The sequence below is a fragment of the Aquimarina sp. AU474 genome, assembly GCF_900312815.1.
Classification (GTDB): domain Bacteria; phylum Bacteroidota; class Bacteroidia; order Flavobacteriales; family Flavobacteriaceae; genus Aquimarina.
Genome location: NZ_OMPE01000009.1, coordinates 994,625 through 1,021,253 on the forward strand (window position 1 = coordinate 994,625; position 26,629 = coordinate 1,021,253).

26 protein-coding genes and 1 tRNA gene are annotated in these 26,629 nt (G+C 32.8%); 14 read left to right on the forward strand and 13 right to left on the reverse strand.

Annotated features, from left to right (window positions below; translation table 11 throughout):
- Positions 1-4: 4 nt before the first annotated feature.
- From DK508_RS17815 to DK508_RS17830, 4 genes are all read left to right on the forward strand, one after another.
- The gene (locus DK508_RS17815) at positions 5-853 is read left to right on the forward strand and encodes a S9 family peptidase (protein ID WP_200831886.1); all 849 of its coding nucleotides are present in this window, start codon (positions 5-7) and stop codon (positions 851-853) included.
- Positions 854-910: 57 nt separating this feature from the next.
- Positions 911-1,195, forward strand: coding sequence for a hypothetical protein (locus DK508_RS17820; RefSeq protein ID WP_109302138.1), 285 nt, complete (start codon positions 911-913; stop codon positions 1,193-1,195).
- 153 nt (positions 1,196-1,348) lie between these two features.
- Positions 1,349-3,739 (forward strand): TonB-dependent receptor domain-containing protein, encoded by a 2,391-nt coding sequence (locus DK508_RS17825; protein WP_109302139.1) that lies wholly within the window; start codon positions 1,349-1,351, stop codon positions 3,737-3,739.
- An 11-nt stretch (positions 3,740-3,750) separates the two neighbouring features.
- Complete coding sequence (locus DK508_RS17830) at positions 3,751-4,323, forward strand: type 1 periplasmic binding fold superfamily protein (RefSeq protein WP_109302140.1); 573 nt, start codon at positions 3,751-3,753, stop codon at positions 4,321-4,323.
- Positions 4,324-4,866: 543 nt separating this feature from the next.
- Here DK508_RS17830 and DK508_RS21260 read toward each other — a convergent pair.
- The 4 genes from DK508_RS21260 to DK508_RS17845 form a co-directional block, all read right to left on the reverse strand.
- The gene (locus tag DK508_RS21260; protein ID WP_160114781.1) at positions 4,867-5,034 is read right to left on the reverse strand and encodes a hypothetical protein; all 168 of its coding nucleotides are present in this window, start codon (positions 5,032-5,034) and stop codon (positions 4,867-4,869) included.
- A 150-nt stretch (positions 5,035-5,184) separates the two neighbouring features.
- Positions 5,185-6,906: an AraC family transcriptional regulator gene (locus DK508_RS17835; RefSeq protein ID WP_109302141.1), complete on the reverse strand. Its 1,722-nt coding sequence runs from the start codon at positions 6,904-6,906 to the stop codon at positions 5,185-5,187.
- Positions 6,907-7,420: 514 nt separating this feature from the next.
- Positions 7,421-7,494: transfer RNA gene (locus DK508_RS17840), tRNA-Ala, on the reverse strand.
- 10 nt (positions 7,495-7,504) lie between these two features.
- Positions 7,505-8,305: a universal stress protein gene (locus tag DK508_RS17845; RefSeq protein ID WP_109302142.1), complete on the reverse strand. Its 801-nt coding sequence runs from the start codon at positions 8,303-8,305 to the stop codon at positions 7,505-7,507.
- A gap of 180 nt (positions 8,306-8,485) precedes the next feature.
- On the opposite strand from DK508_RS17845, the gene DK508_RS17850 reads away from it, so the two are divergent.
- The 5 genes from DK508_RS17850 (at position 8,486) to DK508_RS17870 (ending at position 13,128) form a co-directional block, all read left to right on the forward strand.
- On the forward strand, positions 8,486-8,986 hold the full coding sequence (locus DK508_RS17850; RefSeq protein ID WP_109302143.1) for a GNAT family N-acetyltransferase: 501 nt from the start codon (positions 8,486-8,488) through the stop codon (positions 8,984-8,986).
- The gene (locus DK508_RS17855) at positions 8,983-10,311 is read left to right on the forward strand and encodes an MATE family efflux transporter (RefSeq protein ID WP_109302144.1); all 1,329 of its coding nucleotides are present in this window, start codon (positions 8,983-8,985) and stop codon (positions 10,309-10,311) included. The genes DK508_RS17850 and DK508_RS17855 overlap by 4 nt, the downstream gene beginning before the upstream one ends.
- Positions 10,312-10,965: 654 nt before the next feature.
- Complete coding sequence (locus DK508_RS17860) at positions 10,966-11,733, forward strand: enoyl-CoA hydratase/isomerase family protein (RefSeq protein ID WP_109302145.1); 768 nt, start codon at positions 10,966-10,968, stop codon at positions 11,731-11,733.
- Positions 11,734-11,871: 138 nt separating this feature from the next.
- Positions 11,872-12,324: a 6-carboxytetrahydropterin synthase gene (locus DK508_RS17865; RefSeq protein ID WP_109302146.1), complete on the forward strand. Its 453-nt coding sequence runs from the start codon at positions 11,872-11,874 to the stop codon at positions 12,322-12,324.
- A gap of 51 nt (positions 12,325-12,375) precedes the next feature.
- Complete coding sequence (locus tag DK508_RS17870; protein WP_109302147.1) at positions 12,376-13,128, forward strand: UDP-2,3-diacylglucosamine diphosphatase; 753 nt, start codon at positions 12,376-12,378, stop codon at positions 13,126-13,128.
- Positions 13,129-13,187: 59 nt separating this feature from the next.
- Here the strand turns inward: DK508_RS17870 and DK508_RS17875 are convergent, their stop codons facing one another.
- The 9 genes from DK508_RS17875 to DK508_RS17915 all read right to left on the reverse strand — a co-directional run bounded on the left by DK508_RS17875 (position 13,188) and on the right by DK508_RS17915 (position 23,278).
- Entirely contained in the window at positions 13,188-14,630 is a 1,443-nt protein-coding gene (locus tag DK508_RS17875; RefSeq protein ID WP_109302148.1) for an Ig-like domain-containing protein, read from the reverse strand.
- Positions 14,631-14,866: 236 nt separating this feature from the next.
- Positions 14,867-15,541, reverse strand: coding sequence for a Crp/Fnr family transcriptional regulator (locus DK508_RS17880; RefSeq protein ID WP_109302149.1), 675 nt, complete (start codon positions 15,539-15,541; stop codon positions 14,867-14,869).
- A gap of 81 nt (positions 15,542-15,622) precedes the next feature.
- On the reverse strand, positions 15,623-16,591 hold the full coding sequence (locus tag DK508_RS17885; protein WP_109302150.1) for an ABC transporter ATP-binding protein: 969 nt from the start codon (positions 16,589-16,591) through the stop codon (positions 15,623-15,625).
- Positions 16,592-16,685: 94 nt separating this feature from the next.
- Positions 16,686-18,815: a prolyl oligopeptidase family protein gene (locus DK508_RS17890; RefSeq protein WP_370443864.1), complete on the reverse strand. Its 2,130-nt coding sequence runs from the start codon at positions 18,813-18,815 to the stop codon at positions 16,686-16,688.
- A 239-nt stretch (positions 18,816-19,054) separates the two neighbouring features.
- Complete coding sequence (locus DK508_RS17895; RefSeq protein ID WP_109302152.1) at positions 19,055-19,423, reverse strand: DoxX family membrane protein; 369 nt, start codon at positions 19,421-19,423, stop codon at positions 19,055-19,057.
- 326 nt (positions 19,424-19,749) lie between these two features.
- Entirely contained in the window at positions 19,750-20,742 is a 993-nt protein-coding gene (locus tag DK508_RS17900) for an aspartate-semialdehyde dehydrogenase (RefSeq protein WP_109302153.1), read from the reverse strand.
- Between the two features lie 276 nt (positions 20,743-21,018).
- Positions 21,019-21,420, reverse strand: a complete 402-nt coding sequence (mscL, locus tag DK508_RS17905; RefSeq protein WP_109302154.1) for a large conductance mechanosensitive channel protein MscL — start codon at positions 21,418-21,420, stop codon at positions 21,019-21,021.
- Positions 21,421-21,525: 105 nt separating this feature from the next.
- On the reverse strand, positions 21,526-22,638 hold the full coding sequence (gene alr / locus DK508_RS17910) for an alanine racemase (protein ID WP_109302155.1): 1,113 nt from the start codon (positions 22,636-22,638) through the stop codon (positions 21,526-21,528).
- Positions 22,631-23,278 carry a thymidine kinase gene (locus DK508_RS17915; protein ID WP_109302156.1) on the reverse strand — a complete coding sequence of 216 codons (648 nt, stop codon included), beginning with the start codon at positions 23,276-23,278 and terminating at the stop codon, positions 22,631-22,633. The genes alr and DK508_RS17915 overlap by 8 nt, the downstream gene beginning before the upstream one ends.
- 105 nt (positions 23,279-23,383) lie before the next feature.
- On the opposite strand from DK508_RS17915, the gene DK508_RS17920 reads away from it, so the two are divergent.
- The 5 genes from DK508_RS17920 (at position 23,384) to DK508_RS17940 (ending at position 26,589) form a co-directional block, all read left to right on the forward strand.
- Positions 23,384-24,181, forward strand: coding sequence for a hypothetical protein (locus tag DK508_RS17920; RefSeq protein WP_160114782.1), 798 nt, complete (start codon positions 23,384-23,386; stop codon positions 24,179-24,181).
- 22 nt (positions 24,182-24,203) lie between these two features.
- The gene (locus tag DK508_RS17925) at positions 24,204-24,548 is read left to right on the forward strand and encodes a DoxX family protein (RefSeq protein WP_109302158.1); all 345 of its coding nucleotides are present in this window, start codon (positions 24,204-24,206) and stop codon (positions 24,546-24,548) included.
- Entirely contained in the window at positions 24,549-25,223 is a 675-nt protein-coding gene (gene rsmI / locus DK508_RS17930; RefSeq protein WP_109302159.1) for a 16S rRNA (cytidine(1402)-2'-O)-methyltransferase, read from the forward strand.
- Entirely contained in the window at positions 25,223-25,795 is a 573-nt protein-coding gene (locus tag DK508_RS17935) for a uracil-DNA glycosylase family protein (RefSeq protein ID WP_109302160.1), read from the forward strand. The genes rsmI and DK508_RS17935 overlap by 1 nt, the downstream gene beginning before the upstream one ends.
- 92 nt (positions 25,796-25,887) lie before the next feature.
- Positions 25,888-26,589, forward strand: coding sequence for a M50 family metallopeptidase (locus DK508_RS17940; protein ID WP_235016432.1), 702 nt, complete (start codon positions 25,888-25,890; stop codon positions 26,587-26,589).
- Positions 26,590-26,629 lie beyond the last annotated feature (40 nt).

Here is a 26,629-nt window from a genome sequence, read left to right on the forward strand (position 1 = left end):
CATTATGGTGACTAAAATTAAAAATATTCGGATAAAAGGAAAGCATAAAAAACCAATTTTGGTCGATGTGTTTTATGAAGACGATAGAAAACAAAAGCCTGTTGTTATTTTCTGTCATGGATATAAAGGTTTTAAAGATTGGGGAGCCTGGGACTTAGTTGGCGAAGAGTTTGCTAAATCTGGGATTTTCTTTGTGAAATTTAACTTCTCCTATAATGGAGGAACCCTAGAAGAGCCTATTGATTTTCCTGATTTAGAAGCTTTTGGGCAAAACACATTTATTAAAGAATTAGATGATTTGGAAACCGTTATTGATTGGATAACATCTAATAGTTTCTCATATCAAAATCAAATAAACTCTTCAAAAATTTCTTTAATTGGTCATTCTCGAGGAGGTGGGATAGCAATTATTAAAGCCGCCGAAGATACTAGAATAACAAAACTGATTACTTGGGCAAGCGTTTCAGATTATAAAAATCGTTTCCCAAAGGGAGAAGTTTTTGAACGTTGGAAAAAAGAAGGTGTATTTTTTATAGAAAATGGAAGGACAAAACAACAAATGCCTCACTATTTTTCATTTTACACTTCATTTGTTGAAAATGAGGGTCGCCTCACTATTGGTAATGCTACCAAACAAATAAAAGCCCCACATTTAATTGTTCATGGTGTTAATGACCCAACCGTTTTGGTAAATGAAGCAAAACAATTACATTTCTGGAACCCAAATAGTGAACTCTTTCTGTTAGAAGAAGCGAATCATGTATTTGGTGCAAAACATCCTTGGGATAAACATCATTTGCCAAAAGATTTGGCAATAATCACCTTAAAAACCATCGAATTTGTAATAGTTTAACACAGTAGAAGAATAAAAAACACAATTTTTCATCATTTTTTTTGTTTATTTGTCATAATGAAGTCAAATAGATCCATAATCGCTTCTATATTTCTTGCCTTGTTTTGTTTGATACAATTGGCAGATACGCATGTGTTAAGTCATGATGCGGGTGATACGGATTGCCAAATTTGTCTTCTTGCTTCAGAGAAACAAAATGATGGTTTTCTTAATGCAGAGACTATAGAGGTACCCTGTATTATTACAATTCCTGCAGATGTAGTTAGAACAAACTATGAGCAAAATTATTTTGACTCTACCATTAACTATTCTCTTTTAAACAAGGCACCCCCTTCTGCCTAAGTTATTTCTCATTAATTAAATAAAATTATACTGCGCTATAGCAGTACGATCTCTTATTATGTTTAGTAATAAAATGAGCCGTAATAATTGAGTTGACTTCAATTGACTTATTGGTGAATTTTATCTAAATATTAAAAATACACATATTCATAGATGAATAAATACACATTAACACTAGTGTTTTTTTTCGGGATTACTGTTTTATCTGCTCAAGATTGCATTAAAACACTTTCTGGTAGAGTGATGGATTTTCACGACGGCGTACCCTTAGAAGGAGCTACAATAACTTATAATAGTACAACTATGTTGACGGATGCAAGCGGTAAATATACTATATCGGGATTATGCGCTACTTCGTATGCTTTTACAATATCTCATGAAGATTGTAATTCGCAAGTTGTAACTATTGATTTGGATAAGGTGTCTACCAAGGATTTTTATTTAGAGCATCATTTAAATGAGTTGCAAGAAGTAAAAGTATCTGGAGCAAAGCCTAACAAAACTTCTTCATCTCAAGAAGAAACTATTGGCAAAGACATTCTCGAAAAATATAGTGGTGCTTCATTAGGAGATGCACTACGACAAATAACGGGTGTTTCTTCTTTAAATACAGGTTCTACGATAGTTAAACCTGTAATTCAGGGATTAAATGGAAGCCGTGTGTTAATTATGAACAACGGTGTTAGAATGCAGGATATGGAATGGGGTGATGAACATGCGCCAAATGTTGATATTAATACTGCTGGTAACGTTACTGTGGTAAAAGGTGCAGCGGCATTACGTTATGGTGGAGATGCTATTGGTGGTGTTATTGTGATGGAGCCCAATAGAGTACCGGCAAAAGATACCTTAATAGGCAAAACAGTACTTACAGGAGCATCTAATGGTCGAGGAGGATCAGTTACTTCTGAAATTATTAAAGGATATGAAAATGGATGGTTTCTAAAAGCACAAGGAACTCTAAAACGTTTTGGTGATGTTGAGGCTCCTGATTATATTCTTTCTAATACGGGTCTTTTTGAAAAAGGAGCTTCCTTAGCATTTGGTGTAAATAAATTTACCTACGGTTGGGATGCTTTTTACTCTTTTTATGAAAATGAAATTGGTGTACTCGCAGCCTCTCATATTGGTAATGTAGATGATCTTATTGAATCAATTAATAGTAGTCAACCTTCAATTATTCGTGATTTCACGTATGATATTGATAATCCAAAACAAGAAGTAACGCATCATTTAGGACGTTTAAGATATTTTAAAAGGTTTGAAAAACTTGGTAAATTGACCGCGCAATATGATTTTCAACTCAATCGTCGATTCGAATTTGATATAAGGCAAACGGCAGAGTTAAGAAAAATTCCAAGTATTGACCTTGAATTAACTACCCATAGTTTTACTTCGGATTTTAAATTCGATTCTAAATCTGATTTTACGTTAGATACGGGGATTGTTTTAAGGTATCAAGAAAATTTTGCCGACCCTTCAACAGGAGTGAGAAGGTTAATACCTGATTATAATAAATATGATGCAGGAGTATTTGTTACCGGAGAATATAATATTAATGACTTAGTACTAGACGCAGGTGTACGATATGACTATAACCAAATTGATGCTAAGAAATTTTATCAAAAAACCAGATGGACCGAAAGAGGGTATGATGCCGAGTTTTCAGATTTAATCATAGGAGATTTTGGAACTCAATGGCTTACAAATCCTAAGTTTGATTATCATAGTTTTTCGGGTACGATTGGGTTAAATTATCAATTTAGAGATGATTATGTACTTCGGGCCAACTATGCCCTATCTCAAAGAGCACCAAATCCTTCAGAATTATTTAGTGATGGTTTACATCATTCTGCTGCCAGGATTGAGTTAGGAGATCTTAGAATTGATCAAGAGACCTCTCATAAACTATCGTTCTCACTTCAAAAAAACAGTGAAACATGGGGATGGGAGATAGCACCGTATTTTAATTTGATCAATGACTATATTCTTTTAGAACCTACCAGTGTAGAGTTATCATTGCGAGGTGCTTTTCCGGTTTGGGAATACAGACAATCAGATGCAAGGCTCTTAGGGTTAGATGCAAAATTGTACACACAATTTCATACCAATTGGAGAACAGATCATAATTTTTCGATTGTTAAAGGAAAAGAAACTGATGGTGATACACCATTAATTAATATGCCAGCTCCCAATTTTAATAACAAATTAACCTTTCAGAAAGAAGATTGGTTAGGATTGCAAATGTCTGTAGAAAGCGAATATGTTTTCAGGCAAAATGAATTCCCTCCTAATATAGAGGTCTTTTCACCACAAACAGGGGAAGATGTTCTTTTAGAGATCAATACGCCACCATCGGCATATCATTTGTTACATGCTAATGCGGATATCCTATTACCGCTTGGTAAAAATAACACCGTAAAAATAGGAGCAACAATTAATAATATTTTAAATAAAAACTATAGAAACTACCTAAATCGCCAGCGATATTTTGCTGATGAGGTAGGAAGAAATTTCTTAATAAGACTAACTTTTAACTATTAAATTTTAAAATGATGAACACACGCAAATTTTTACCCATCTTATTCTTAGCAGGAACTTTATTCGTTTCATGTTCAGATGATGACGATAATCCTACACCAGTAAATGAAGAGGAGGTAATTACTACGATGACAGTAAGATTGACTGCAGGTAATGATGTTGTTACACTAAAAGTTTTTGATGAAGATGGTGCAGATGGACCAACGGCTCCCGTGGTTGAAATTTCAGGAAATTTGGCAGCAAATACTACTTATAACGGTACTGTAGAGCTGTTAAACGAAGCAGAGAACCCAGCAGAAGATATTAATGAAGAAATTGAGGCCGAAGCAGATGAGCATCAATTCTTTTTTGCAGCAGGTGGGGGACTTAATTTAATTACTAGTTATACAGATACTGAGGCAGATTACCCACCGCTTACGGGTACTAATCCTGTTGGACTTACTTTTGATCTAGAGACAACAGATGCCAGTACAGGAACCTTTACAATAACATTACGACATATGCCCAAAAAACCTAACGATGGAACATTGGCAGATGCAGGAGGAGATACTGATATTTCTCAATCTTTTACAGTTACAATTCAGTAAAAGGTTGAAAACAAAGATTTGAAACAATAGTAATTATATGTTACAAGTTGAGTTTGTGAATTGCACATATGATTTGTTTCAATTTAAAATCCTCATGGAGTAGTTACCATGAGGGTTTTTTTATTAATTCAAACGGTATTTGGTATAAACTTTGATGAATTAACAATATGATAATGCATTAATTTCAAATTTGGGATAGAAACCGCTGAGAATATGCTAATGAAAAGGATAGAAACACCCTTGAGAATGAAGTAAAATTTGATTTTCAGTGTGTTAAATTCAATGATTTTATGAGGATATTAAGGCATCGTTAAATGTTATTTATCATCAAAAAATTACGATAATAATTAAACAATAGCGCTTATATTCGCGCCATAATAATCAACCTAAGAAATACATTTGAAACAATCATAATTAGTATAAGTTGAGTTTGTGTTAAATACTACTACTAAGTTTCAATGTAAAACCCCCGGATTAGTTACCCGGGGGTTTATTTTTTTAATACCTAGTATTTGGTATTATTAATCTAAAGTTAAAAGAAAATTATTGTGCGATAATAGGGCTTGGAGGACAGGTTCTAATTATAGAGATTTCTTGACCCCCGTTACTACAACAACCATCATAAGATCCTCCTTTTATTTTTGAGTTATTAGTAAGACGTGTAACATTAACTTTGCTTAATGAGAGTGCTTTTGAATTTTTAGGTTTCATTGTGTGAGTATTTTTAAGATTTATGAGATAAATGTATCTAATGGATGCGGAATTAGAGGTGCTTTTTTGTGGGTAGTCCTCAAGATTTGTAAAGAGATGCTCAAGATTTATAAATTTTTAATGAAAAAAAGCGAGTAAAACACTTGTAACCTATGGATTTTTAGAATATTCTATTTTTTGAATATAATCTGAAGGATTTTGATGAATTCTTTTTTGAAAAGCAGCAGAAAACGATTGGATATTATTAAACCCCGACTCTTGAGCAATTGATTTTATAGAATATCGTCTAAACTTTTTATCTGTTTTTATTTTTTCGATACAAAAATCAATACGCAAATCATTTAGATAGTTTGCAAAATTCTGCTTTTTACGGGTATTGATAACCTTGGATAAGTATGAAGAATTGGTTTTAAACTTTTTGGCAACCTTGGCCATGGTAAGATCATTTTTTAAAAATTCCTGATCTTCTTCAAACTTGTTAAGCCTATAAATTATATTTTCGATAATTTCTGGAGCTATCTCTATTTGCTTGGTGGATTTTTTTCTTTTTACAAATTTATGTAATAAATCCGCATATTTTTCTTCATACACCTTCTTCTCTTTTTTAAAATAATAAAAATAGAAAAATGTAATTAAACCAATAATTAGTACAGCAATAATCAGAAAACGATATTGTAATTTTTTACTTTTAGTTTGTATGCCTATAATTAATTCATCTTTATCTTTTATGAGCTGAGCAGTATCATAATTTTTAATGATATTGGTATTAAGAATTTTTTCTTTTTGTTTACTTATTCGATCATACTTAAGGAGTTTTTCCATAGTTTCTAGTTGTTGGTCTTGATCATCATTAGCCTTGTAGTATTCGATGAGCAAAACAAACGTATCCCTTAACAAATTACTATAGTTGGATTCTTTAATAAAGGTGTCTATTTCTTTTAGGTATGAGAAGGCTTTATGAGGCTTGTTAAGTTTTAAATAGGTTTTTGCCAGAAATAATTGATTAATGCGATAGTTAGAATTATTTGGATTTTCAGATAACAACTCAAGGGATTTTGTTATACTATCAATCGCAACTGTATAGTCTTCTTTAAGATAACTATTAATACCATAACCCGACAATAGGTTTGGATATAAGTATTTGGATGAACTAGATAAACTTTTTGCAATGCCTTTTTTAAAATAAAATTGAGCAGAATCTAGAACTTCCAGACGATTATAACTATCACCTAGTTGATAACATGTAGTTATATAATAATTAAGGTATTGCGCAGTATCTTGTTTTTTTATAGCTTTTAAATTGCTTTGATAGATAATTAGTGCTTCTTTACTTTTACCCAAGGTATTCTTTAATATTGCAATATTGTGTTTACAGGCAATGATATGACCTATATTTTGATTAGCCTCTGCATATTGTAAGGCTAGTAAATAAAACTCTAAAGCTTCATTGTATTTTTTAGATTTAGATAAGATAATTCCTTTACCAATATATCCTCTGGCTGGATAATATTTATGTTTAATATGTTTTGTAAAATCGAGAATACTATCACAATAACTAAGCGCAACAGGTAGATTATTTAGGCTTTGTCCAAGTAACATATAATAGGCATCCGCAAGCCTAACAGAATCTTGATGTGTTTTTGCTTTCTTTAAATAGTAGTTTATATAAATACGAGCTTTAATCGAATCTTTATACTGAATATTATTATACGCATCAGATAATTCTTGATAGGTTTTTGTTAACAAAGAATCTTGTACCTTACTTATATTTTTATAATACTTGTTATTATTGGTAGAGTCGATTTTATCATACGAAAAAATAGAAGTATTAGAAACTAATAAAATAATTAGAAAAGAAAAGATAAATCGCATATACACTAATTACTATTCCTATAAAATTGATTAAATACTAAAAAAGACTTGTTAGAACTCTTAACGTTTCATATTTAGGGTTAGTCTCTCAAATGAGAGGTTTGTTACCCGTAATTTAACACTTAATTGTAAATTACAAACTACGTAAAATTTATAAATTTTGTTGTATAAATGTGTAATTTTGTGTTTTATCATAATGTGTTTTACAATAACTCTCGTATTTTATAACTCTTTGAAATTTAACTTTTTGCAGGAATAAGATACAATCCTATGGAAATAGTAGGAATATGTTATTCATCAGTTTAATTTTTTTGATAATAAATATATAAAAGTTCACTTTTAATTATTTTAAATTACAAAAACATTAGTTCCGCCATATACATGTGACTATATAATAGAATTGTTAACTCCATTTTAAAGTTTTTTGAGATAATAAATAATAGAGAAATAAAGATTATTGATAAATAATAAAGGTAATAAAACCCTGAAAAGAATATCAGGGTTTTAATGAAAGTGGAGAAGATGGGACTCGAACCCACGACCTCTTGACTGCCAGTCAAGCACTCTAGCCAGCTGAGCTACATCCCCATTTTTGTATTTAATCAGCTCCCCTTAGGACAAGTAAAGGAACTCTACTTTCAAAATCCTTTTTGAGTATGGTGTTTTCTTCCCAAAGTTTGGCAAAAAAACCTCTTTTACGCCTAAAAACGCAAATTAAATCAGGGTGACTTTCGTTTAGATGTTCTAATACCCCTTGAAATATAGTTGCATTTTCTGAAGATTTGTAAGACGTAACAATTTCTCCAAAATCATTTTGAAACTCAGAATCTTCGGGTAAGAAATTAGCTGTTTTTACCTGAAGTAATTTCATTTGAGCATTAAAAGTATTTAATATTTCTTTTATAGGAGCTAATGCATTTTTCTTTTTCACAATACCAGACTTAACAGCCATAAGTACAGTTTTGATTGGTGCAAATTTAAAATTGTTGGGAACAATCAACACAGGGATTTCAGTCTTTTTAACTAAACTTCCTGAGGTTTCACCAAGAAAATATGGGTTGTGGATATTTTCATTTTCAGATCCAAGGACAATTAAATTAATAGTATGTTCCAAATTAAATTTCGGAATAGATTCTAGTAGTTCTCCTTCTAGAGGAAGTGCAATAATTTCAACTCCCTTTTTATCCAATCCATTTAATTTTTCTTGGATTGAAGAAATAGTAATTTCTTTCAGTGTTTTGTTTACCGACGGAAGGCTACCTGCTCTAGGTAATTCTTTAAAGGTTTCTACAGCATAAACAGTACCACCAAGTTCTTTTGCTAGATCAATAGCATATTGAAGAAGCGCAGTTGTTACCGAATTTTTAGATAACCCTAAAGGGACAAGTATATTCTTCATTCCTCAAGCCTGATTTGTGATTAAGATGACAAAATTACAATTTTATGTCAATTGTGGATTGAAATATCAGTAAAGATGTGAGCTAGTTTTCTTAAAGTTTATTTAAATGTGGATCAGAATAGTAATACACTCTATTATCTACGATATAAAGTTAGTATTTTTGGCCTTCGCAAAAAAAGTATGATTCGTAAAGCACTACCATCCGATCTGAATTCGATTTTTTCCTTAACACAAGCTTGCGCTAAGGCTATGATTAAAAAGGGAATTTATCAATGGAACGAACACTATCCCGCTATAGAACGTTTTCAAACCGATATAGAATTGCAAGAGTTATATATACTCGAAGAGAAACAAATCATCAAAGGAATTATTGTGTTAACAGAAATCATGGATCAGGAATATGTCCCTGTCACATGGTTAACTGAAAACGATAAAAACTTGTATGTTCATCGGTTGGCTGTAGACCCAAATTATTGGGGACAAGGATATGCACAACAATTGATGGATTTTGCCGAAAATTTTGCAAAACATAATAAATATCGATCCGTACGATTAGACACTTTTAGTCAAAACCTGCGCAATCAAAAATTTTATGAAATGCGTGGTTATAAAAAATTAGGAAATATATATTTCCCCAAACAAAGTGAGTATCCATTTTATTGTTATGAACTTGTTATATGAGCACACTAATAAGTTTTAGAAATATAAATAAACTGGCGATTCCTGCAATTATTTCGGGAATTGCAGAGCCAATTTTATCGGCTACTGATACTGCTATAGTAGGTAATATCCCCGTGACCGGTACAGAATCCCTGGCTGCCGTTGGTATAGTGGGCTCTTTTCTTTCTATGCTTATTTGGGTTTTGGCGCAAACCCGAGCAGTTATTTCAGCAATTATATCACAATATTTAGGAGCAGGCAGATTAGACGAAGTTAAAACATTACCGGCGCAAGCCATTTTATTTAATATAGGTTTAAGTATTGCTATTCTGATCGCTACGGTTCCTTTTATAAAAGAAATTTTTGTATTGCTTAAAGCAGAAGGACAAGTGCTCGATTATTGTATTTCGTATTACGAGATTCGTGTTTGGGGGTTTCCATTATCACTTTTTGTATTCGCAATTTTTGGAATTTTCAGAGGATTACAAAATACATTTTGGCCCATGATAATTGCCTTAATAGGTGTAGTAGCTAATGTTGGACTTGATTTTATTTTGGTATATGGTATAGAAAATTTTATAGATCCTATGAATTTAGAGGGAGCAGCTTGGGCAAGTCTGATTTCACAAATCTTGATGGCTGTGCTGTCTTTAATTTTGTTGTTGAAGAAAACAGATGTATCTCTAAAACTTGAAAAACTTTGGCACCCAGAAATGAAACGTTTTTTGGTGATGAGTGGCAATTTATTTATTAGATCTCTTGCCCTAAATATTACTTTAATAATGGCCGTTAGAGAAGCAACAAGTTTAGGAACAAATTATATAGCAGCGCATAGTATTGCGATACAATTATGGTTGTTCTTTGCATTTTTTATTGATGGGTATGGAGGAGCAGGAAATATTTTGGGAGGAAGGTTGTTAGGAGCTAAGGATTATACTACTTTAGTGAAAATGGCAAAAAAAGTAACAATATATGGGGTTATTGTAGCCTGTATTTTGGGAGGAACGGCATTACTGCTTCCAGAAAAGTTGGGCCTTATTTTTTCTAAGGATCAAGAAGTTTTAACCATTTTCTTAGATTTTTTCTATATCGTTGTGATTATGTTACCTATAAATGCTTTGGCGTTTGTTGGAGATGGTATTTTTAAAGGTATGGGAGAAACTGGATTCTTACGAAATGTACTTTTAGGATCTACTTTTCTGGGATTCATACCAGCATTATTGATATCAAAATATTTAGATATGCAATTACACGGAGTGTGGATTGCAATTTCTGTTTGGATGTTTATTCGAGGTATTGCACTCGCAATAAAATTCAAAAGAAAATATGTCCCACTATCTTCCTGAAGTAAGAAGTTCAACAATGATCCAAAGCGTTAATAAATAGCTTGAACTCATTAAAATTTCTAATCGATACTTTTCGAAATATTTTTTTACCATAGCCCAAATTTAATAGTAATGGATTGATATTCAAATACGTAGACTTACGTATTTTTCGAAATGCTATATGTTAATTCATTTCAAAAAATAAATACCAATACCATTAATAGGGAATACATTAATATTAAAATAAGCCCTATTTTTAATCTGTGTTTTTCAAAAAATTGTTCTAACATGGTTTAAATATAAGTCATGCTAATTATTTAAACGGTATTGTTGATTGTGTAGTTATTATTAGTTTTTAACATTAAACACACAAAATAATATATATTATTAACATTATATTTGAATAGTGTTCAGTTTTATGAAAAAGTAATACCGGGTAACGCTACCCCTAGATTACCCGGCATCCCAACTACACAAACTCAAACTATTCTAGTTTGTATTAATTAAGTGTCGCTCAAAATGATTTTGTTACTCCATATTTTTCAAGGATTTTCATTAAATTTCACCCGATTAGTGTAAGCACCTAATTATCAGAGGGGTATAAGTTGTGTTTTTTGAATTTCTTTTTTAATTACAGAGAAAAATATTGTTATTTTTACCTTAAAAAGATAGTATATGACAACAACACGAGCCAACGGAAGCTTATATGTTAATATCGAGAATCATATCGCAACAATAGAATTTGGTCATCCCGCTAGTAACTCTTTTCCTTCAGAATTATTAGAAAGATTAACTGGTGCATTTGATGAGTTATCAAATACAAAAGATGTTCATGTAATAGTGTTAAAATCTGAAGGTGATCGTGCGTTTTGTGCTGGAGCTTCTTTTGATGAGCTTATGGCCATTTCTAATCTCGAAGAAGGAAAGCAATTCTTTTCTGGATTTGCCAACGTGATCAATGCAATGCGAAAATGCAAGAAACCAATTATAGGAAGAATCCAAGGAAAAACTGTTGGTGGTGGCGTTGGATTAGCCTCTGCCTGTAATTATTGTTTGGCAACTGAAGCTGCTTCAATTAAACTAAGTGAATTGGCTATTGGTATTGGCCCTTTTGTAATTGAACCCGCTGTATCTAGAAAAATTGGTTTGGCTGCTTTTGAAACACTCGCTTGGGATGCTTCTCAATGGAAAAATGCATACTGGGCTAAAGAAAATGGATTGTTTTCTCGAGTTTTTGAAACCATAACAGAATTAGATAAAGAAGTGCAACTTTTTGCAGAGAAACTAGCAAGTTATAACCCAAAGGCCACTCAACAAATGAAAAAAGTATTGTGGAAAGCAACAGATCATTGGGATGAGTTACTACTGGATCGTGCGGCTATATCTGGAGAATTGGTGCTCTCAGAATTTACTAGAAAAGCTTTAGAGAAATTTAAAAAATAACAAATGGAAATCTTCAATTTTTTAGGAGGTAATGGATTGTTTTTAATTTTAGGGATCATTCTTGTTGTGGTTTACTTTATAAACAGAAGGAAGAGAAAGTAATCTTCCGTAACTTTGCAGAAATTATTAAAGTAAAAGATGAGTAAAATCCGTATTACTAAGCAATTTTCTTTCGAGACCGGCCACGCGCTTTATGGCTATGATGGCAAATGTAGAAATGTACATGGGCATAGTTATAAACTTAGTGTTACTGTAATCGGAACTCCAATAACAGATACCTCTCATGTAAAATTGGGAATGGTTATCGATTTTGGAGATCTTAAAAAGATTGTAAAAGAAGATATTGAGGATGTTTTTGATCATGCGACGGTATTTAATAAAAATACTCCACATGTAGAATTAGCAAAAGAACTGGCAGAAAGAGGACATAATGTGATTTTAGTAGATTATCAACCTACAAGTGAAAACATGGTAATTGATTTTGCACAAAAGATAAAATCTAGACTGCCTGAAACGATTAAATTGCACTCTCTTAAACTTCAAGAAACTGAAACCTCGTATGCAGAATGGTATGCTTCAGACAACCAATAAGCATATTGATCTTGACATGCTTTTCTTATATTTACATCATAAACATAGATTATGAACCTTCCTGAAGGGAAAAAGATATACTTTGCCAGTGATAACCACTTGGGAGCTCCAACTTCTGAAAAGAGTTTTCCAAGAGAGCAGAAATTTGTAACATGGTTAGATGAAGTTAAAAAAGACGCAGCCGCTATCTTTTTATTAGGTGATCTTTTTGATTTTTGGTTTGAGTATAAGACCGTAGTACCAAAAGGATTTACTAGAACTCTGGGAAAATTAGCCGAAATCACCGATTCTGGAATTCCTATTTATTATTTTGTAGGTAATCATGATTTATGGATGAATGGTTATTTTGAAGAAGAGCTAAATATTCCTGTATATCATAAACCAAAAGAATTTACGTTTAATGAAACTACATTTTTTATAGGCCATGGTGATGGTCTAGGTCCTGGTGATAAGGGATATAAAAGAATGAAAAAAGTATTCACGAATCCTATTGCAAAATGGTTTTTTAGATGGTTGCATCCTGATTTGGGCGTGAAACTTGCGCAATATTTATCGGTAAAAAATAAATTGATTTCTGGTGATGAGGATGTTACTTTTTTAGGAGAAGAAAATGAATGGTTGGTGCAATATTGTAAAAGAAAACTTGAAGATACCCATAGGGATCATTTTGTATTTGGGCATCGACATCTTCCTATGGAAATTCAATTAAATGAAAAGTCCAAATATACCAATCTTGGGGATTGGATAGTGCATTATACGTATGCTGTATTTGATGGTAAAGAACTTACATTAAAGAAATTCTGATATTAAGAAAAACTGAAGTGTTGAGAAACTCGATCTCAACACTTCAGTTTTTAGATAGATTATTTAATGATTAATTGTTTTACAAAAGTGTCAGCACCAAGAGTAACTCTTGCTACAAATAACCCTCGAGTAGTTACTAAGTTTTTTAGATCATTTATTCTAATGTTTTGTGTTCCAGATTTAATAATTCCTAAATTTTTAGAAGCAATGGTTTTTCCATTTAAATCTATAATTTCAATAGATGCCTTTTCTTCATACAAAGTAGTAACCTGTATTGTAAATTGATCAATAGTTGCAGGATTAGGAAATAGATGTATTTCTTTTTCTAGAGGTAGTTCTTGATTAATTTTTAGTGCTATTGGTACATTCTCATTTAGGCCTTTTATAATAAATTTTTCCCAAGATCCTATTCTTGATCTATTACAAAAAACACCCATATCTCGACCATTTTCATGACTTACATATTTACCATTATTTCCTTTAATAGCATAAAGATCACCACCTAAAGATTCTAATCTAAATTTTTCCCAGGCTCCGATAGCATTACGATTACAGTTCATGGCTTTGTTTCCATTTTCAGAACTTACGTATTTGCCATTATTTCCTTTTATACTTATTGATCCATCACCAGAAGATTCGACGATAAATTGTTCTTGTTCTCCAAAGGTATTCCGGTTAGCTCGCATTGATCTTGATCCGCTTTCTGAGCTAATGTATTTGTTAATACTTTGCCCTAAAAAAGTAACTTTTCCATCAGTATTACCGCCATCTTGATTTACATCAATAGCAATTGTTTTTGTAGTTATATTTCCTTTTTGATCTATAGCTTCAGCTTTTAAAGTGTAGTTTCCAGAAGTAAGGTTTTTAAGCTGGTCATCTTGATTATTTTGATTCCATTCGTATGGATTTACATTTTCCTGTCTGATGAAAGTATCGTTTATATAAAGGCGCACATTTCCTACTCCATCTGTATCTGTCGCATTAATAATAACCTTTATAGTTGCTGGGGCGAGATAAGATGCATTATTAACTGGTGTTGTAAAAGAAATATCTGGACCATTATTATCACCTCCACCATCGTTACCACCAAATCTCGGTCTGGTTTTTAACCATTCCATATCCCATTTGGGGCCAATTTCATTACATCCTGAAGGGCCTATATCTGTTCTGCCTGGGCATCCAGTTTCGTCTGGAGCATCATTGGCAGGACCATTACCGCATTGTATATCATTATAAGGAGCGTCACCGTTTTGGTATGCACGATACAAAGGATGTTTTTTTAGTTCATCGCAGATGTCAATTATTTTATAATCTGTACCATTAATAGATACTGTTGTTATGCCAATACCATGATCAAAATTGCTGGAGTTGCACCAACAAAAACCATTGGCCTTAAAGCTATCTGTCCAACCAGGGTGTCTGGGATTCCATTGTTGAGATAATGCCGTAGTTGTAATAAAAAAAACAGCAATAAATGCGAAGAAATGTATTTTCGGTTTCATAATTAAGAGTTTTAATGAATATATTATGAAGAACGCAGTTTCTTTTTTTCAGAAGGGTACATTAGGAGTACATTACGATTAAAAAGAATACATAAAGAATACCTTTTTAAAAGAAAAGAGATTAGTAGTAGATTTAATATTTTGACTCTATGAGGTTTTGTAAAAACTAGAATGACAAATCACCGGTATAAATTAGAGTAGTGTATACAAAGTGTTATTAAATGAAAGAGGGTAAGTTATAAATTAGGAGTTTGTTGACTACACATAGAAACAAACTTACTATCATATTCGATAACTCCATTTTTTCTCATAGAGGACATTACATTACTCACTGTTTGACGAGAAGTATTGGTAAGATTAGCGATATCCTTATGGGATAACAAATTTTTTGCAATGATAGTTTGTTCTTGTTTTTGACCAAACTCTGAAATGTAATTAATAATAAAATTGCCTATTCGGGTTGAACTATCTTTTGTAACAATATCATCTAATTTTTGTTCTAATTTTTTTATTCGAGCAGCATACGCCTTGACTATGTTTTTCTTTAAAAAAGGATATTTATCCATCACTGTAAGCATTCTATCTACCTCGATAGAACATAAAACACTATCTTCAAGAACAACAGCCTGTTCTTGTGTACAAGGATTGTCATCAAACAAAGCTAATTCTCCAAAAATGCTTCCTTTTTTTATAAGATCTTTCACGGTACCATTTGAGCTATCAACAATTTTGACAACTCCTTGTTTAAGAAAAAAAACATGTTTTTTGTTACTTCTTTTTAAATCAATAATCTCTCCTTTATCTGCATTTTCCATATCTAAAACAGAAGCCATTTTTAGCATTAACATTTTCCCAAAACCATTGAAAAGAATAAAGTCTTCTAGAAACCAGAGTTTAGTGTATAAATTCAATATAAGTGTGATTAGATAGTTTGATCACAAAATAATAAAAATTAAATTAAGCTTAAGGCAAGTTCTTTATGCTCGAAATAATTATGATGTTATTCTTTTAGAAATAATATCATCTGCAATACGAATTCCGATCATCTCAGGAGCTTTAAGTTCGGTATGATGATTAAAAAAGATTATCGAATTATCAAAGATGGCTTCAATTAAATAATGACTTCCGTTAAAATAAGACTTTTTTATTCGAGCTTTAAAACTTGAGTTTTGATCAACTTTTATCTCATGTGGGTATATAAGGATAATCGCATTATTGTCTTTGCCTATTGCAGAAAGTTTAATTTCATTAACTTCTCCAAAAAGAGAAGCTACATAATAATCTGTTGGATTTTGGTATACGATTTCTGTCTTAGTTTTAGTTATTATTTCTCCGTTTTGGATAACGATGGTTTCATCGGTAAAAGAAAGAATATCTGTTTTATCGTGGGTTGCCGTGATACTAGTAATTTTATTTCTTTTTAGGTATCTAAAAAGATTTCTTCGCAAAGAACTTCGTCTAAAATTATCAATATTATGAAACGGCTCATCTAATAATAGTAATTCAGGTTTTTTGGCAAGTGCTTTTGCTAAAGCCACTCTTTGTTTTTGACCTCCACTTAGATTTTCTACTTTGGTATCTGCAAAAGCAATCATCTCTACGATTTCGAGTAATTCGTTTACACGGTCTTCTTTTAATTTGGGTTCAAAATTAGATAGGTATTGTCCAATATTTTCGGATACACTTCGGTAAGATTGTAACTCAAAACCCTGAGAAAGATATTTCATGTTTTCCTCACCAGGAACAAGGTTATGAAGAGGTCCAAGTAATTTTTTGTCATTACAAAATAATTCTCCTTGATCAACATGTAATAGGCCATATATGATCTTAAGTAATGTGCTTTTTCCACAACCACTTGCTCCAATCAAGGCAATATGCTGCCCTTGTTCTATAGTGAAACTAATATTTTTTAAAACTGGAAGTTTATCGTAAGCAAAGGATACATTCTGGATTGTAAGCATATTCAAATATATTGAACTTTGATGAGGTTTTTTAATAAAAAAATCCGCTTCTTAAAAAGAAACGGATTTTAAATTTTTTAAGGTTTGATATATGTTATCCTTTTACCTCATCTGTTACTTTTTCTGGTAACACCTCGTAACCCATATTGTACAATGTAAAACCAAAAATATCGGCAAATTGGTCAATAGTTTTACTTACAGGTGTTCCGGCTCCATGACCAGCATTGGTTTCTATTCTGATTAATGTTGGGTTATTACCAGATTGTTTATCCTGTAGTTCTGCGGCAAATTTAAATGAATGTGCAGGAACCACTCTATCATCATGATCTCCCGTGGTTACCAAAGTAGCTGGATATTGAACACCTTGTTTTACGTTATGAACAGGAGAGTATTCTTTTAAATACTCAAACATCTCTTTATTATCTTCGGCAGTACCGTAATCATATGCCCATCCCGCTCCGGCAGTAAAGGTGTGATAGCGTAACATATCTAATACACCAACTGCTGGCAGAGCAACCTTCATAAGATCTGGTCTTTGAGTCATTGTGGCTCCAACGAGTAATCCTCCGTTAGATCCCCCACGAATAGCGAGGTAATCACTAGAGGTATATTTGTTTTCTATTAAATATTCTGCAGCACCGATAAAATCATCAAATACATTTTGTTTTTGCATTTTGGTTCCAGCTACGTGCCATTTTTTACCATATTCTCCTCCACCTCTAAGGTTAGGAACAGCATAAACACCTCCTTGCTCCATCCAAACGGCATTCGCAATACTAAAAGAAGGAGTTAAACTAATATTGAAACCACCATAACCATATAGTATAGTTGGGTTTTTCCCGTTTAATTCTAGCCCTTTTTTGTAAGTAATAATCATAGGAACTTTGGTTCCGTCTTTAGAGTTATAAAACACTTGTTTACTTTCGTAATTATCAGAATTAAAATCAATTTTTGGTTTACGATATAATTCCGAAGTTCCATTTTCAATATCATATTTATAGATACTATTTGGTGTTTTATAATTTGTAAAAGAATAATACAGTTCTTTTTCTTCTTTTTTTGCTCCAAAACCATTAGCGCTTCCTACGCCAGGTAGGGTTACTTCACGAATTAATTTCCCGTCATAATCATACTGCAATACTTTGGATACAGCATCTACCATATACTCCGCAAAGAAATATCCGCCTCCAATATTAGGGCTTAATACATTTTCAGTTTCAGGAATAAAATCTACCCAGTTTTCAGGAGTTGGATTAGCTGCATCTACAGTAACAATTTTCTGATTGGGTGCATTTAAATTAGTAACAAAGTATAATTTGGATCCTTCATTTTCTATAAGATAGGTATCACTATCGGTATGATCCAAAATAGTAACTAACTTACTATTAGGCTTAGTAAGATCTTTTAGATAAAGTTCATTCCCGGAAGTCGAAACTCTTGGGTAAATAATAAGATATCTATTGTCTTCGGTTACTTGGCCGTTGATGTATCTATGTTTTTCTTCTGCTGTACCACCATAAATTAATTTATCCTCTTTTTGAGGAGTACCAAGTTTATGATAGTATACTTTGTGTTGATCAGTTTTTGCAGAAAGTTCACTTCCTTCTGGCTTATCGTAACTAGAGTAGTAGAATCCATCATTAGCCATCCATGACATTCCAGAAAATTTTACATCTACAATGGTATCTTCTACAATTTCTTTAGTTTCGACATTTTTAACTATAATTTTTCTCCAATCACTACCACCTTCAGAGATGGCATAAGCAATTAATTTTCCGTCTTCAGAAAAGCTAGTACCTCCTAGAGATGTTGTTCCGTCTTTGCTAAATGTATTAGGATCTAAAAAAACTTCAGGAGTATCCCCTTCATTTTTGAAACGGTAGATTACATACTGATTTTGAAGTCCATCATTTTTATTAAAATAGGTATAATCACCTTCTTTAAAAGGAGCACTCACTTTTTCATAATTCCAAAGATCTGATAGACGTTTTTTAAGATCTTCTCTAAAAGGAATATTGTCAAAATAACCAAAGGTGGTTTTGTTTTGAGAGGTTACCCATTTTTCGGTTTCTTCACTTCTGTCATCCTCTAGCCATCGGTAAGGATCTTTAACTTCGGTACCAAAATAGTTGGTTGTAGTATCTACTTTTTTGGTTTCAGGATAGTTCAATGCAATACTGGTTTTGCTGTTTTCTACTTTTGATTCGTTCTTGCAGCCTATCATAATAGTTAATATAGACAGTACAAAGAGTGTATTTTTCATAATAAATTCGTTAGAATAATACACAAATCTATCAAAACAAGTTTCCTAATATGCTAAATAAAATATAAAAAAAGACTGCTCTTTAAATTTTTCCTTGAAGAAAGTATTATTTCTTCCATGTTACTTTGGGGTTTAGTAACCTGTAGGATAAATTTGTAAGAGCAGTCGGAATTTTCTGTAAGAAACGAAAAATTTTGGTTTTAGAAAAGTGTTTTATACTTGTCCCAATATTTAAATATCAAGAAAGCGTTTACAAGGAAGACAAAGGCTGCAGGCCCTATATTTGCAGGATCTAAAGTAGAATGAAATAAAATAATATTTACCGAAATAGGCGCCAAAACCACTAAAGCAAAAGGTACTGCCTTATTAACAAGTAGTAAAAGCCCGACAATTACCTCTATAAGCCCTACAGTTTTTAATACATAACTACTAGCTAGCGCACCAAAAAATATACCTGCTTCTGGGTTAGCGAATTCAAAATCAGGTAAGAACCCGATAAATTTATTGCTTCCAAAAACGATTAACATCGCTCCTAGTACTATTCGCAATACTATAATTAATTTGTTCATTGTTTCTAGTTTTTTTGTTATTTAATTGATGTATTAGAGGAAAAAATGTTAGATACCTTACAAAACTCAATGACAATCAAAATCAAAATAAAGAGCTTTTTGTATTATAAATCCACTAAAACCATTTGTTATAGTACCCTCATAACTTGAGTTATTCTTCTGAAAAATAAAACTTTTGAAACGTATTGTAAGAGAATAAGATATGATCTAGTTGTGATGTTAAAGAGTAATGTATTTGAATGATAAATGCAGAGGTTTAAAAACGAAAATACCCTTATTGAATCATTCAATAAGGGTATTTATAAAGTGGTTAGTGACTTTATGTGTTAGCCAACTAATTTATTTTCTACAAGGTACTCCGCTATTTGTACTGCATTAGTGGCAGCACCTTTCCGAAGGTTATCTGAAACAATCCACATATTTAATGCATTTTCTCTAGAATGATCTCTTCTAATTCTACCTACAAAAACATCATTTTTACCTTCGGCATATATTGGCATCGGATATGTATTAGTATCTGGATTATCCTGTACAGTAATTCCTGGAGTTTGATTTAAAAGTGTTCTAATATCATTTTCTTTATACTCGTTGGCAAACTCAAGATTTACACTTTCGCTGTGACCACCTACAACAGGAATCCTTATTGCAGTTGCAGTAACAGCAATAGTTCTGTCATCAAGTATCTTTTGAGTTTCATTAACAAGTTTCATCTCTTCTTTAGTATATCCATTTTCTTGGAAAACATCGCAGTGAGGAATAGCGTTACGGTGTATTGGATACGGATAAGCCATTTCTCCTTTTTCTCCAGCATACTCATTTTCTAATTGTTGTACAGCTTTTACACCAGTACCTGTAATTGATTGATATGTAGAAACAACAACACGATTGATTTTGTATTTATCATGAAGTGGACCTAACGTTAGTACCATTTGTATTGTTGAACAATTAGGATTTGCAATGATTTTATCATCTGAAGATAAAGCTTTGGCATTGATCTCTGGCACCACTAATTTTTTGGTAGGATCCATTCTCCAAGCAGATGAATTGTCGATAACGGTTATTCCTGCTTCTGCAAATTTTGGAGCCCATTCTAAAGAAGTACTTCCTCCAGCAGAGAATAATGCTACATCTGGCTTCATATCTATTGCAGTTGATAGACCTACAACTGAAAACTCGTTTCCTTTATAAGAAATTTTCTTACCTATTGATCTTTCAGATGCAACAGGAATAAGCTCGGTTACAGGAAATTTTCTTTCTTCTAATACTTTTAACATAACGGTTCCTACCAAGCCGGTAGCACCAACAACAGCTACTTTCATATACTATTTATATTTTTTCAATTTCTGTTACAGAAATTAAATCATCTAGGTTCTAATTATGATTTTCTTATACAAAAATCGTACAAACTCTTTTAATTTCCAGCAAATGTGCGCAATATTTCTAATATGACAATTGTTTATGTCAAAAACACAAGAAATTATACTATTTGTTATATATTTAACTAATTGAAAAAAGAACCGCCCAAATTTGAGCGGTTTAGTTAGAATATGTAGTATAGCGGTAGCTATAGATTATTCATTTTACATTACAGATAATTACTTTTTAAGTAAATCCCTAATTTCAGTAAGTAAATCATTATCAGATGGACCTGCTGGTGCAGCTGGTGCAGCTGGTTTTTTCATTTTGTTATAGGCTTTAACGATTATAAACATTACAAATCCAACAATAATTAAATTAATAATAGCATTCACCCAAGCTCCCCAGCGAATCGCGTTTTCAGGTTTTGCTGCTACTCCTTCAGATTCAGCAACTGCAGCATCTAAAACTATTTTAAGATCTGAAAAATCCATTCCTCCAGCAAAATGACCTACAATTGGCATGATGATATCATTTACAAATCCATTGACTACAAGTCCAACAGCTCCTGCCATTATAACCGCTACCGCAAACTCAATTACGTTACCAGTCATGATAAAATTCTTAAATTCTTTTAACATGATTTTTAAAATTAGTTAGTGAAATAATTTATACATACTAATTTAAGTAAAAAAACAACGTATGTTAATTTTTAATAAAAAAGAGCAGTAAAAATCCGATAAAAGTCATTTATCATCGATAATCACGCGTTTAACACGTGGAGATATGGCGGTAAGCAACTCATAGGAAATTGTTCCTGATCGCTCCGCTATTTTTGCAGCACTAGACGTAGCATCAAAAATAATAACCTCATCACCCTCTTTGCAATCTATTTCAGTAATATCTACCATAATCATATCCATGCATACATTACCTATAATATAAGCAGGTTTATTATGTATGATAACAAAGCCTTTTTTATTACCATATTGACGACCAATACCATCTGCATGACCAATGGGGATAGTGGCAGTTTTGATATACCTCCGAGATATAAAAGCACGATTATATCCTACCGATTCGCCTGGCTCTAATGTATGAATTTGCGATATTACAGATTTTAAAGCAGCAACAGGTTTTAATTCGGCATCATATTTTGCATCATTACCATAACCGTATAAGCCGATACCTGTTCTAACCATTTCAAAATGCGCTTCGGGATAATTAAGGATTCCCGAAGTATTAGATTGATGTCGTATCGGGCTGTAGTCTAATTTATCGCTTATTTCTTGAGCCGTTTTCTTAAAAGAATTGATTTGGGTTAATGTAAATTCCCGCTCGTTATGGTCTTCACTTGCTGCTAGATGAGAAAGCAGTGATATTATATGTATTGCATCTGTTTTGTCTAGTTGGGACATAATGTGATCAACATCATTTTCCCAAAAACCTATTCGATTAAGTCCAGAATTAAATTTGATATGAACAGGATAATCCTTTTGAAGAAGTGAAGATGCCGTTTTGATAAACTCTTTTAACGTTCTAGAGCTATAAAGGCTAGGTTCTAAACGATTTTCAATAAGCTTAACAAAATTTACTGGTTGCGGATGCAGTACCAATATAGGAGTTGTGATACCAGCTTCTCGCAATATAATCCCTTCAGAAGTGTAAGCAACCGCAAAATAATCTACTCCAATTTTTTCAAGATGTTTTGCAATTACAGAAGCATCACTACCATAACCCGAAGCTTTTACAACGGCTAGCATTTTAACAGGAGCGGCTACCTTGCTTTTGAGATAATTGAAATTATGCGAAAGATGAGCAAGGTTTATCTCTAATACAGTTTCTTTGGCGTTACTCATTAGTTGTATTGTGATTTTTAGATACCTCTTTTGGATCTTTTACCTCGATCACTTTTACTTTTTCTTTTAACATGGCTTTATAATATGCAGCCCTGCTTAAAGGTTCATATTCTTCAGTTTCACCTAATAAGACAAGATCATCCTTTGTTGATTTTCGATAACTAAATTGCGCCAGGTTTCCTGTCCTGGTGCAAACTGCATGTACTTTGGTAACATACTCTGCTGTAGCCATTAAGGCTGGCATAGGGCCAAAAGGATTTCCTTTAAAATCCATATCTAATCCTGCAACAATTACACGAATACCTTTGTTTGCTAGATCATTACAAACAGCTATAATTTCGTCATCAAAAAATTGAGCCTCGTCGATCCCTACTACATCACATGTATCTGCAAGTATTCTAATATTGGCGGCAGCAGGAACGGGAGTAGATCTTATTTCATTGGCATCATGGGATACAACCATTTCATCGTCATAACGCACGTCGATAGCAGGTTTAAATATTTCAACCTTTTGTTTTGCAAATTGAGCGCGTTTTAGTCTTCTGATCAATTCTTCGGTTTTACCAGAAAACATAGAACCACAGATTACTTCTATCCACCCAAATTGCTCTTTATGATTTACTGTATTTTCGAGAAACATTTTGTATTTTTCAGAATCAATTAAAGAAACCTCTTCTCCTTACGTCTAAAGATGGGGTAAATTTATTAAAAAACAAAAAGCAGTATACAAACGAATAAGAAAGTTATGAAGAAGAAATTGGAAGCGGAACTTATAAGTATTGCACATAGAATATTAAAGTTAAAAGATACATCAACCTTACCTCAGCTCAAGGAAGAAGCCAGACAGCTATATGAAAAATTGACCATACTTAGTTTTGCAGAATCACACTTTACAGAACCTCAACCCACTATTGGACAGGTGGAACAGGCTTTGGAAGAAAAAGAAGAATCGAAAGAATCTGATGAATTAAGAGAGGTAAAGCAGAAAATTGCGAAAATTCTTGAACCTAAATCTAGTGAAGATGAAATAATAGAAACTAAGGTTTCTATAGAGACAGAGACTATTCAAAAAGAGGACACAGATACAACAAGTGTTGATCATAAACCCGAACTTGTTATTGAAGAAATAAATGCACGAGTAAGTGAGGATCTTTTTGTTCCTGCTAGCACAACTGTAGAAGAAAGTACTTCTTTTCCTGAATCATTACTGCCTGAATCAAATTATGAAAAGAATGATATGGATGATATTACTCCTGTAATGGACAAAGTGATATTAGACGAAAAGCCAAAATCTCTTAATGAACAATTGCGAAAAGACATTAATATTGGCTTAAATGACCGATTGGCTTTTATAAAATACCTTTTTGATGGTAGTGCTCCTGATTATAATAGAGTACTTTCGCAGTTGAGCACTATAAGTACTAGAAATGAAGCCGAGGAATTCATTACTTCAATGATCAAACCAGATTATGGCAATTGGGAAGGTAAAGAAGAATATGAAGAGCGATTTATGAATATTGTTCTAGGCAAATACGAAAGCTAAAAATAAATTAAATACTACCTTTATGAAAATTGTTTACTGGGTTGCTACAGTAGCCTTATGTGCTATTATGTTATATTCTGCACAGATGTATTTCTTTAAGACTGAAATGGTAAAAGGTTTTTTTGAAAGTTTTAATTACCCAACTTACATTGTAATTCCACTAGCAGTTGCAAAAATACTAGGCATCGCTGCTATTCTAACTAATAAAATAAAATGGCTTAAAGAATGGGCGTATGCAGGATTCTTTTTTGACCTGATATTAGCTAGCTTGGCTCATCATTATGCAGGTCATGGTGTTGGACTATCTGTATATGCAATTATTATTTTAGGGATATCATATGGTGTTGGTAAAAAAGTAAGACCCTAAATGTCAAAATTATATATAGTCCCGACACCAATTGGTAATCTAGAAGATATGACGTTTCGCGCTATTAGAGTGTTAAAGGAAGTGGATCTTATACTTGCCGAAGATACTCGTACTAGCGGAAAATTAATGAAACACTTTGATATAGCTACGCCTATGCAAAGTCATCATATGCATAACGAACATAAAACTATAGATCGTTTAATTCAAAGAATACAGAGTGGAGAAAATATTGCATTGATTAGTGATGCAGGCACTCCAGCTATTAGTGATCCAGGTTTTTTACTAACCAGAGCCTGTGTAATGCACAAAATTGATGTAGAATGTCTTCCTGGAGCCACAGCTTTTGTGCCCGCCTTGGTAAATAGTGGTTTACCTAACGATAAGTTTGTTTTTGAAGGGTTTTTACCTGTAAAGAAAGGACGACAAACACGACTAAAATTTCTAGCCGAAGAAATGAGAACTATCATTTTTTATGAGTCTCCTCATAAGTTGGTTAAAACTCTTGGGAGTTTTGTGGAGTATTTTGGAGAAGATCGCCTGATATCTGTATCGCGAGAATTGAGTAAACTTCATGAAGAAACTATAAGAGGTACAACAAAAGAGGTACTTATGCATTTTGAGACAAAACCTCCAAAAGGCGAGATTGTAGTTATTGTAGATGGTAAAAAGAAATAATGGATAAATTATTGTCTGATATTAAAGCATGCGAAGTATGTAAATCACATTTGCCTCTAGGGCCAAGACCTGTAGTTGCAGGTCATCCTGAAGCTAAAATTGTGATCATTGGGCAAGCTCCAGGAACGAAGGTTCATGCCTCAGGGATTCCGTGGGATGATCCAAGCGGAAGACAACTAAGGAAATGGCTGGATATTACAGATGAGTTATTTTATGATCAAACTAAAATTGCAATTGTACCCATGGGATTTTGTTATCCCGGAAAAGGAAAAAGTGGTGATTTACCCCCTAGACCAGAATGTGCTCCGCTTTGGCATGAATCTTTGTTTGATAAGATGCCAGCTATAGAGTTGGTTATATTAATAGGGCAGTACGCACAAAAATATTATTTAAAAAAGGAAGTAAAAAGAACATTGACAGATACTGTAAAGGCGTATCATGAATATTTACCGAAGTATTTTCCGTTACCTCACCCATCTCCGAGAAATCGTTTTTGGCTTACCAAAAACCCTTGGTATGTTGATGGGGTGGTCCCTTTACTTCAACAGCAAGTAAAAAACATCCTGTATTAATATACTTTTCTTTAAAAACTCAAGCGTATTTTCAAATACTAAAGTAGAGAAAATATGGTTATAAAATGAGTAAGAATATAAACTCAACCCTTTTGAAAAAGAAACCCTTACTTACTATAGCGGGGATCAGTTTATTGGTTTTTTTAGTATGGCAACTGCCGTATTTTGGGATAATACAGTACCCATTGTTATTACTAGGCACCTGGTTTCATGAAATGGGTCACGGCCTTACTGCCTTGCTTTTAGGAGGGAAATTTTACTATTTAGAAATTTATGAAAATGGTGGAGGTGTAGCATATTCTAGCGTGTCTTCTAGTTATCTCAATTATAATATTGCTAGAGCCTTTACTGCCGCGGGAGGCCTCTTAGGCCCTGCAATAACCGGAGCAATTCTCATCACATCTGCCAGAAACAAAGTAACTTCTAAGATTGCATTATGGGTATTAATTGTGATTATGGTAGTGTCATTATGCTTGTGGATTCATAAGTTATTAGCATTAATTGTATTAAGTGTTTTTGTAGCTATCCTATTCTTTGTTGGGATATTAAGAATACGAAACCTTGAAGTATTTACGCTATTGTTTTTAGGTACACAATGCGCATTAAGTACGTATATGCAAATAGGGTATTTATTTACTAAACAATTTGAAAGAAATGGAAAAATACATTACTCAGATACGCAGATGATCGCTGCGCATTTACCGGGTACGTATTGGATGTGGGGGATATGTATTCTTTTAACTTCGGCCTTTTTATTATATAAAAGTTACACCTTTTATTTAAGACAAAAATAAACACAAAGGCCCCATAGATATATGAATCTTTGAGACCTTA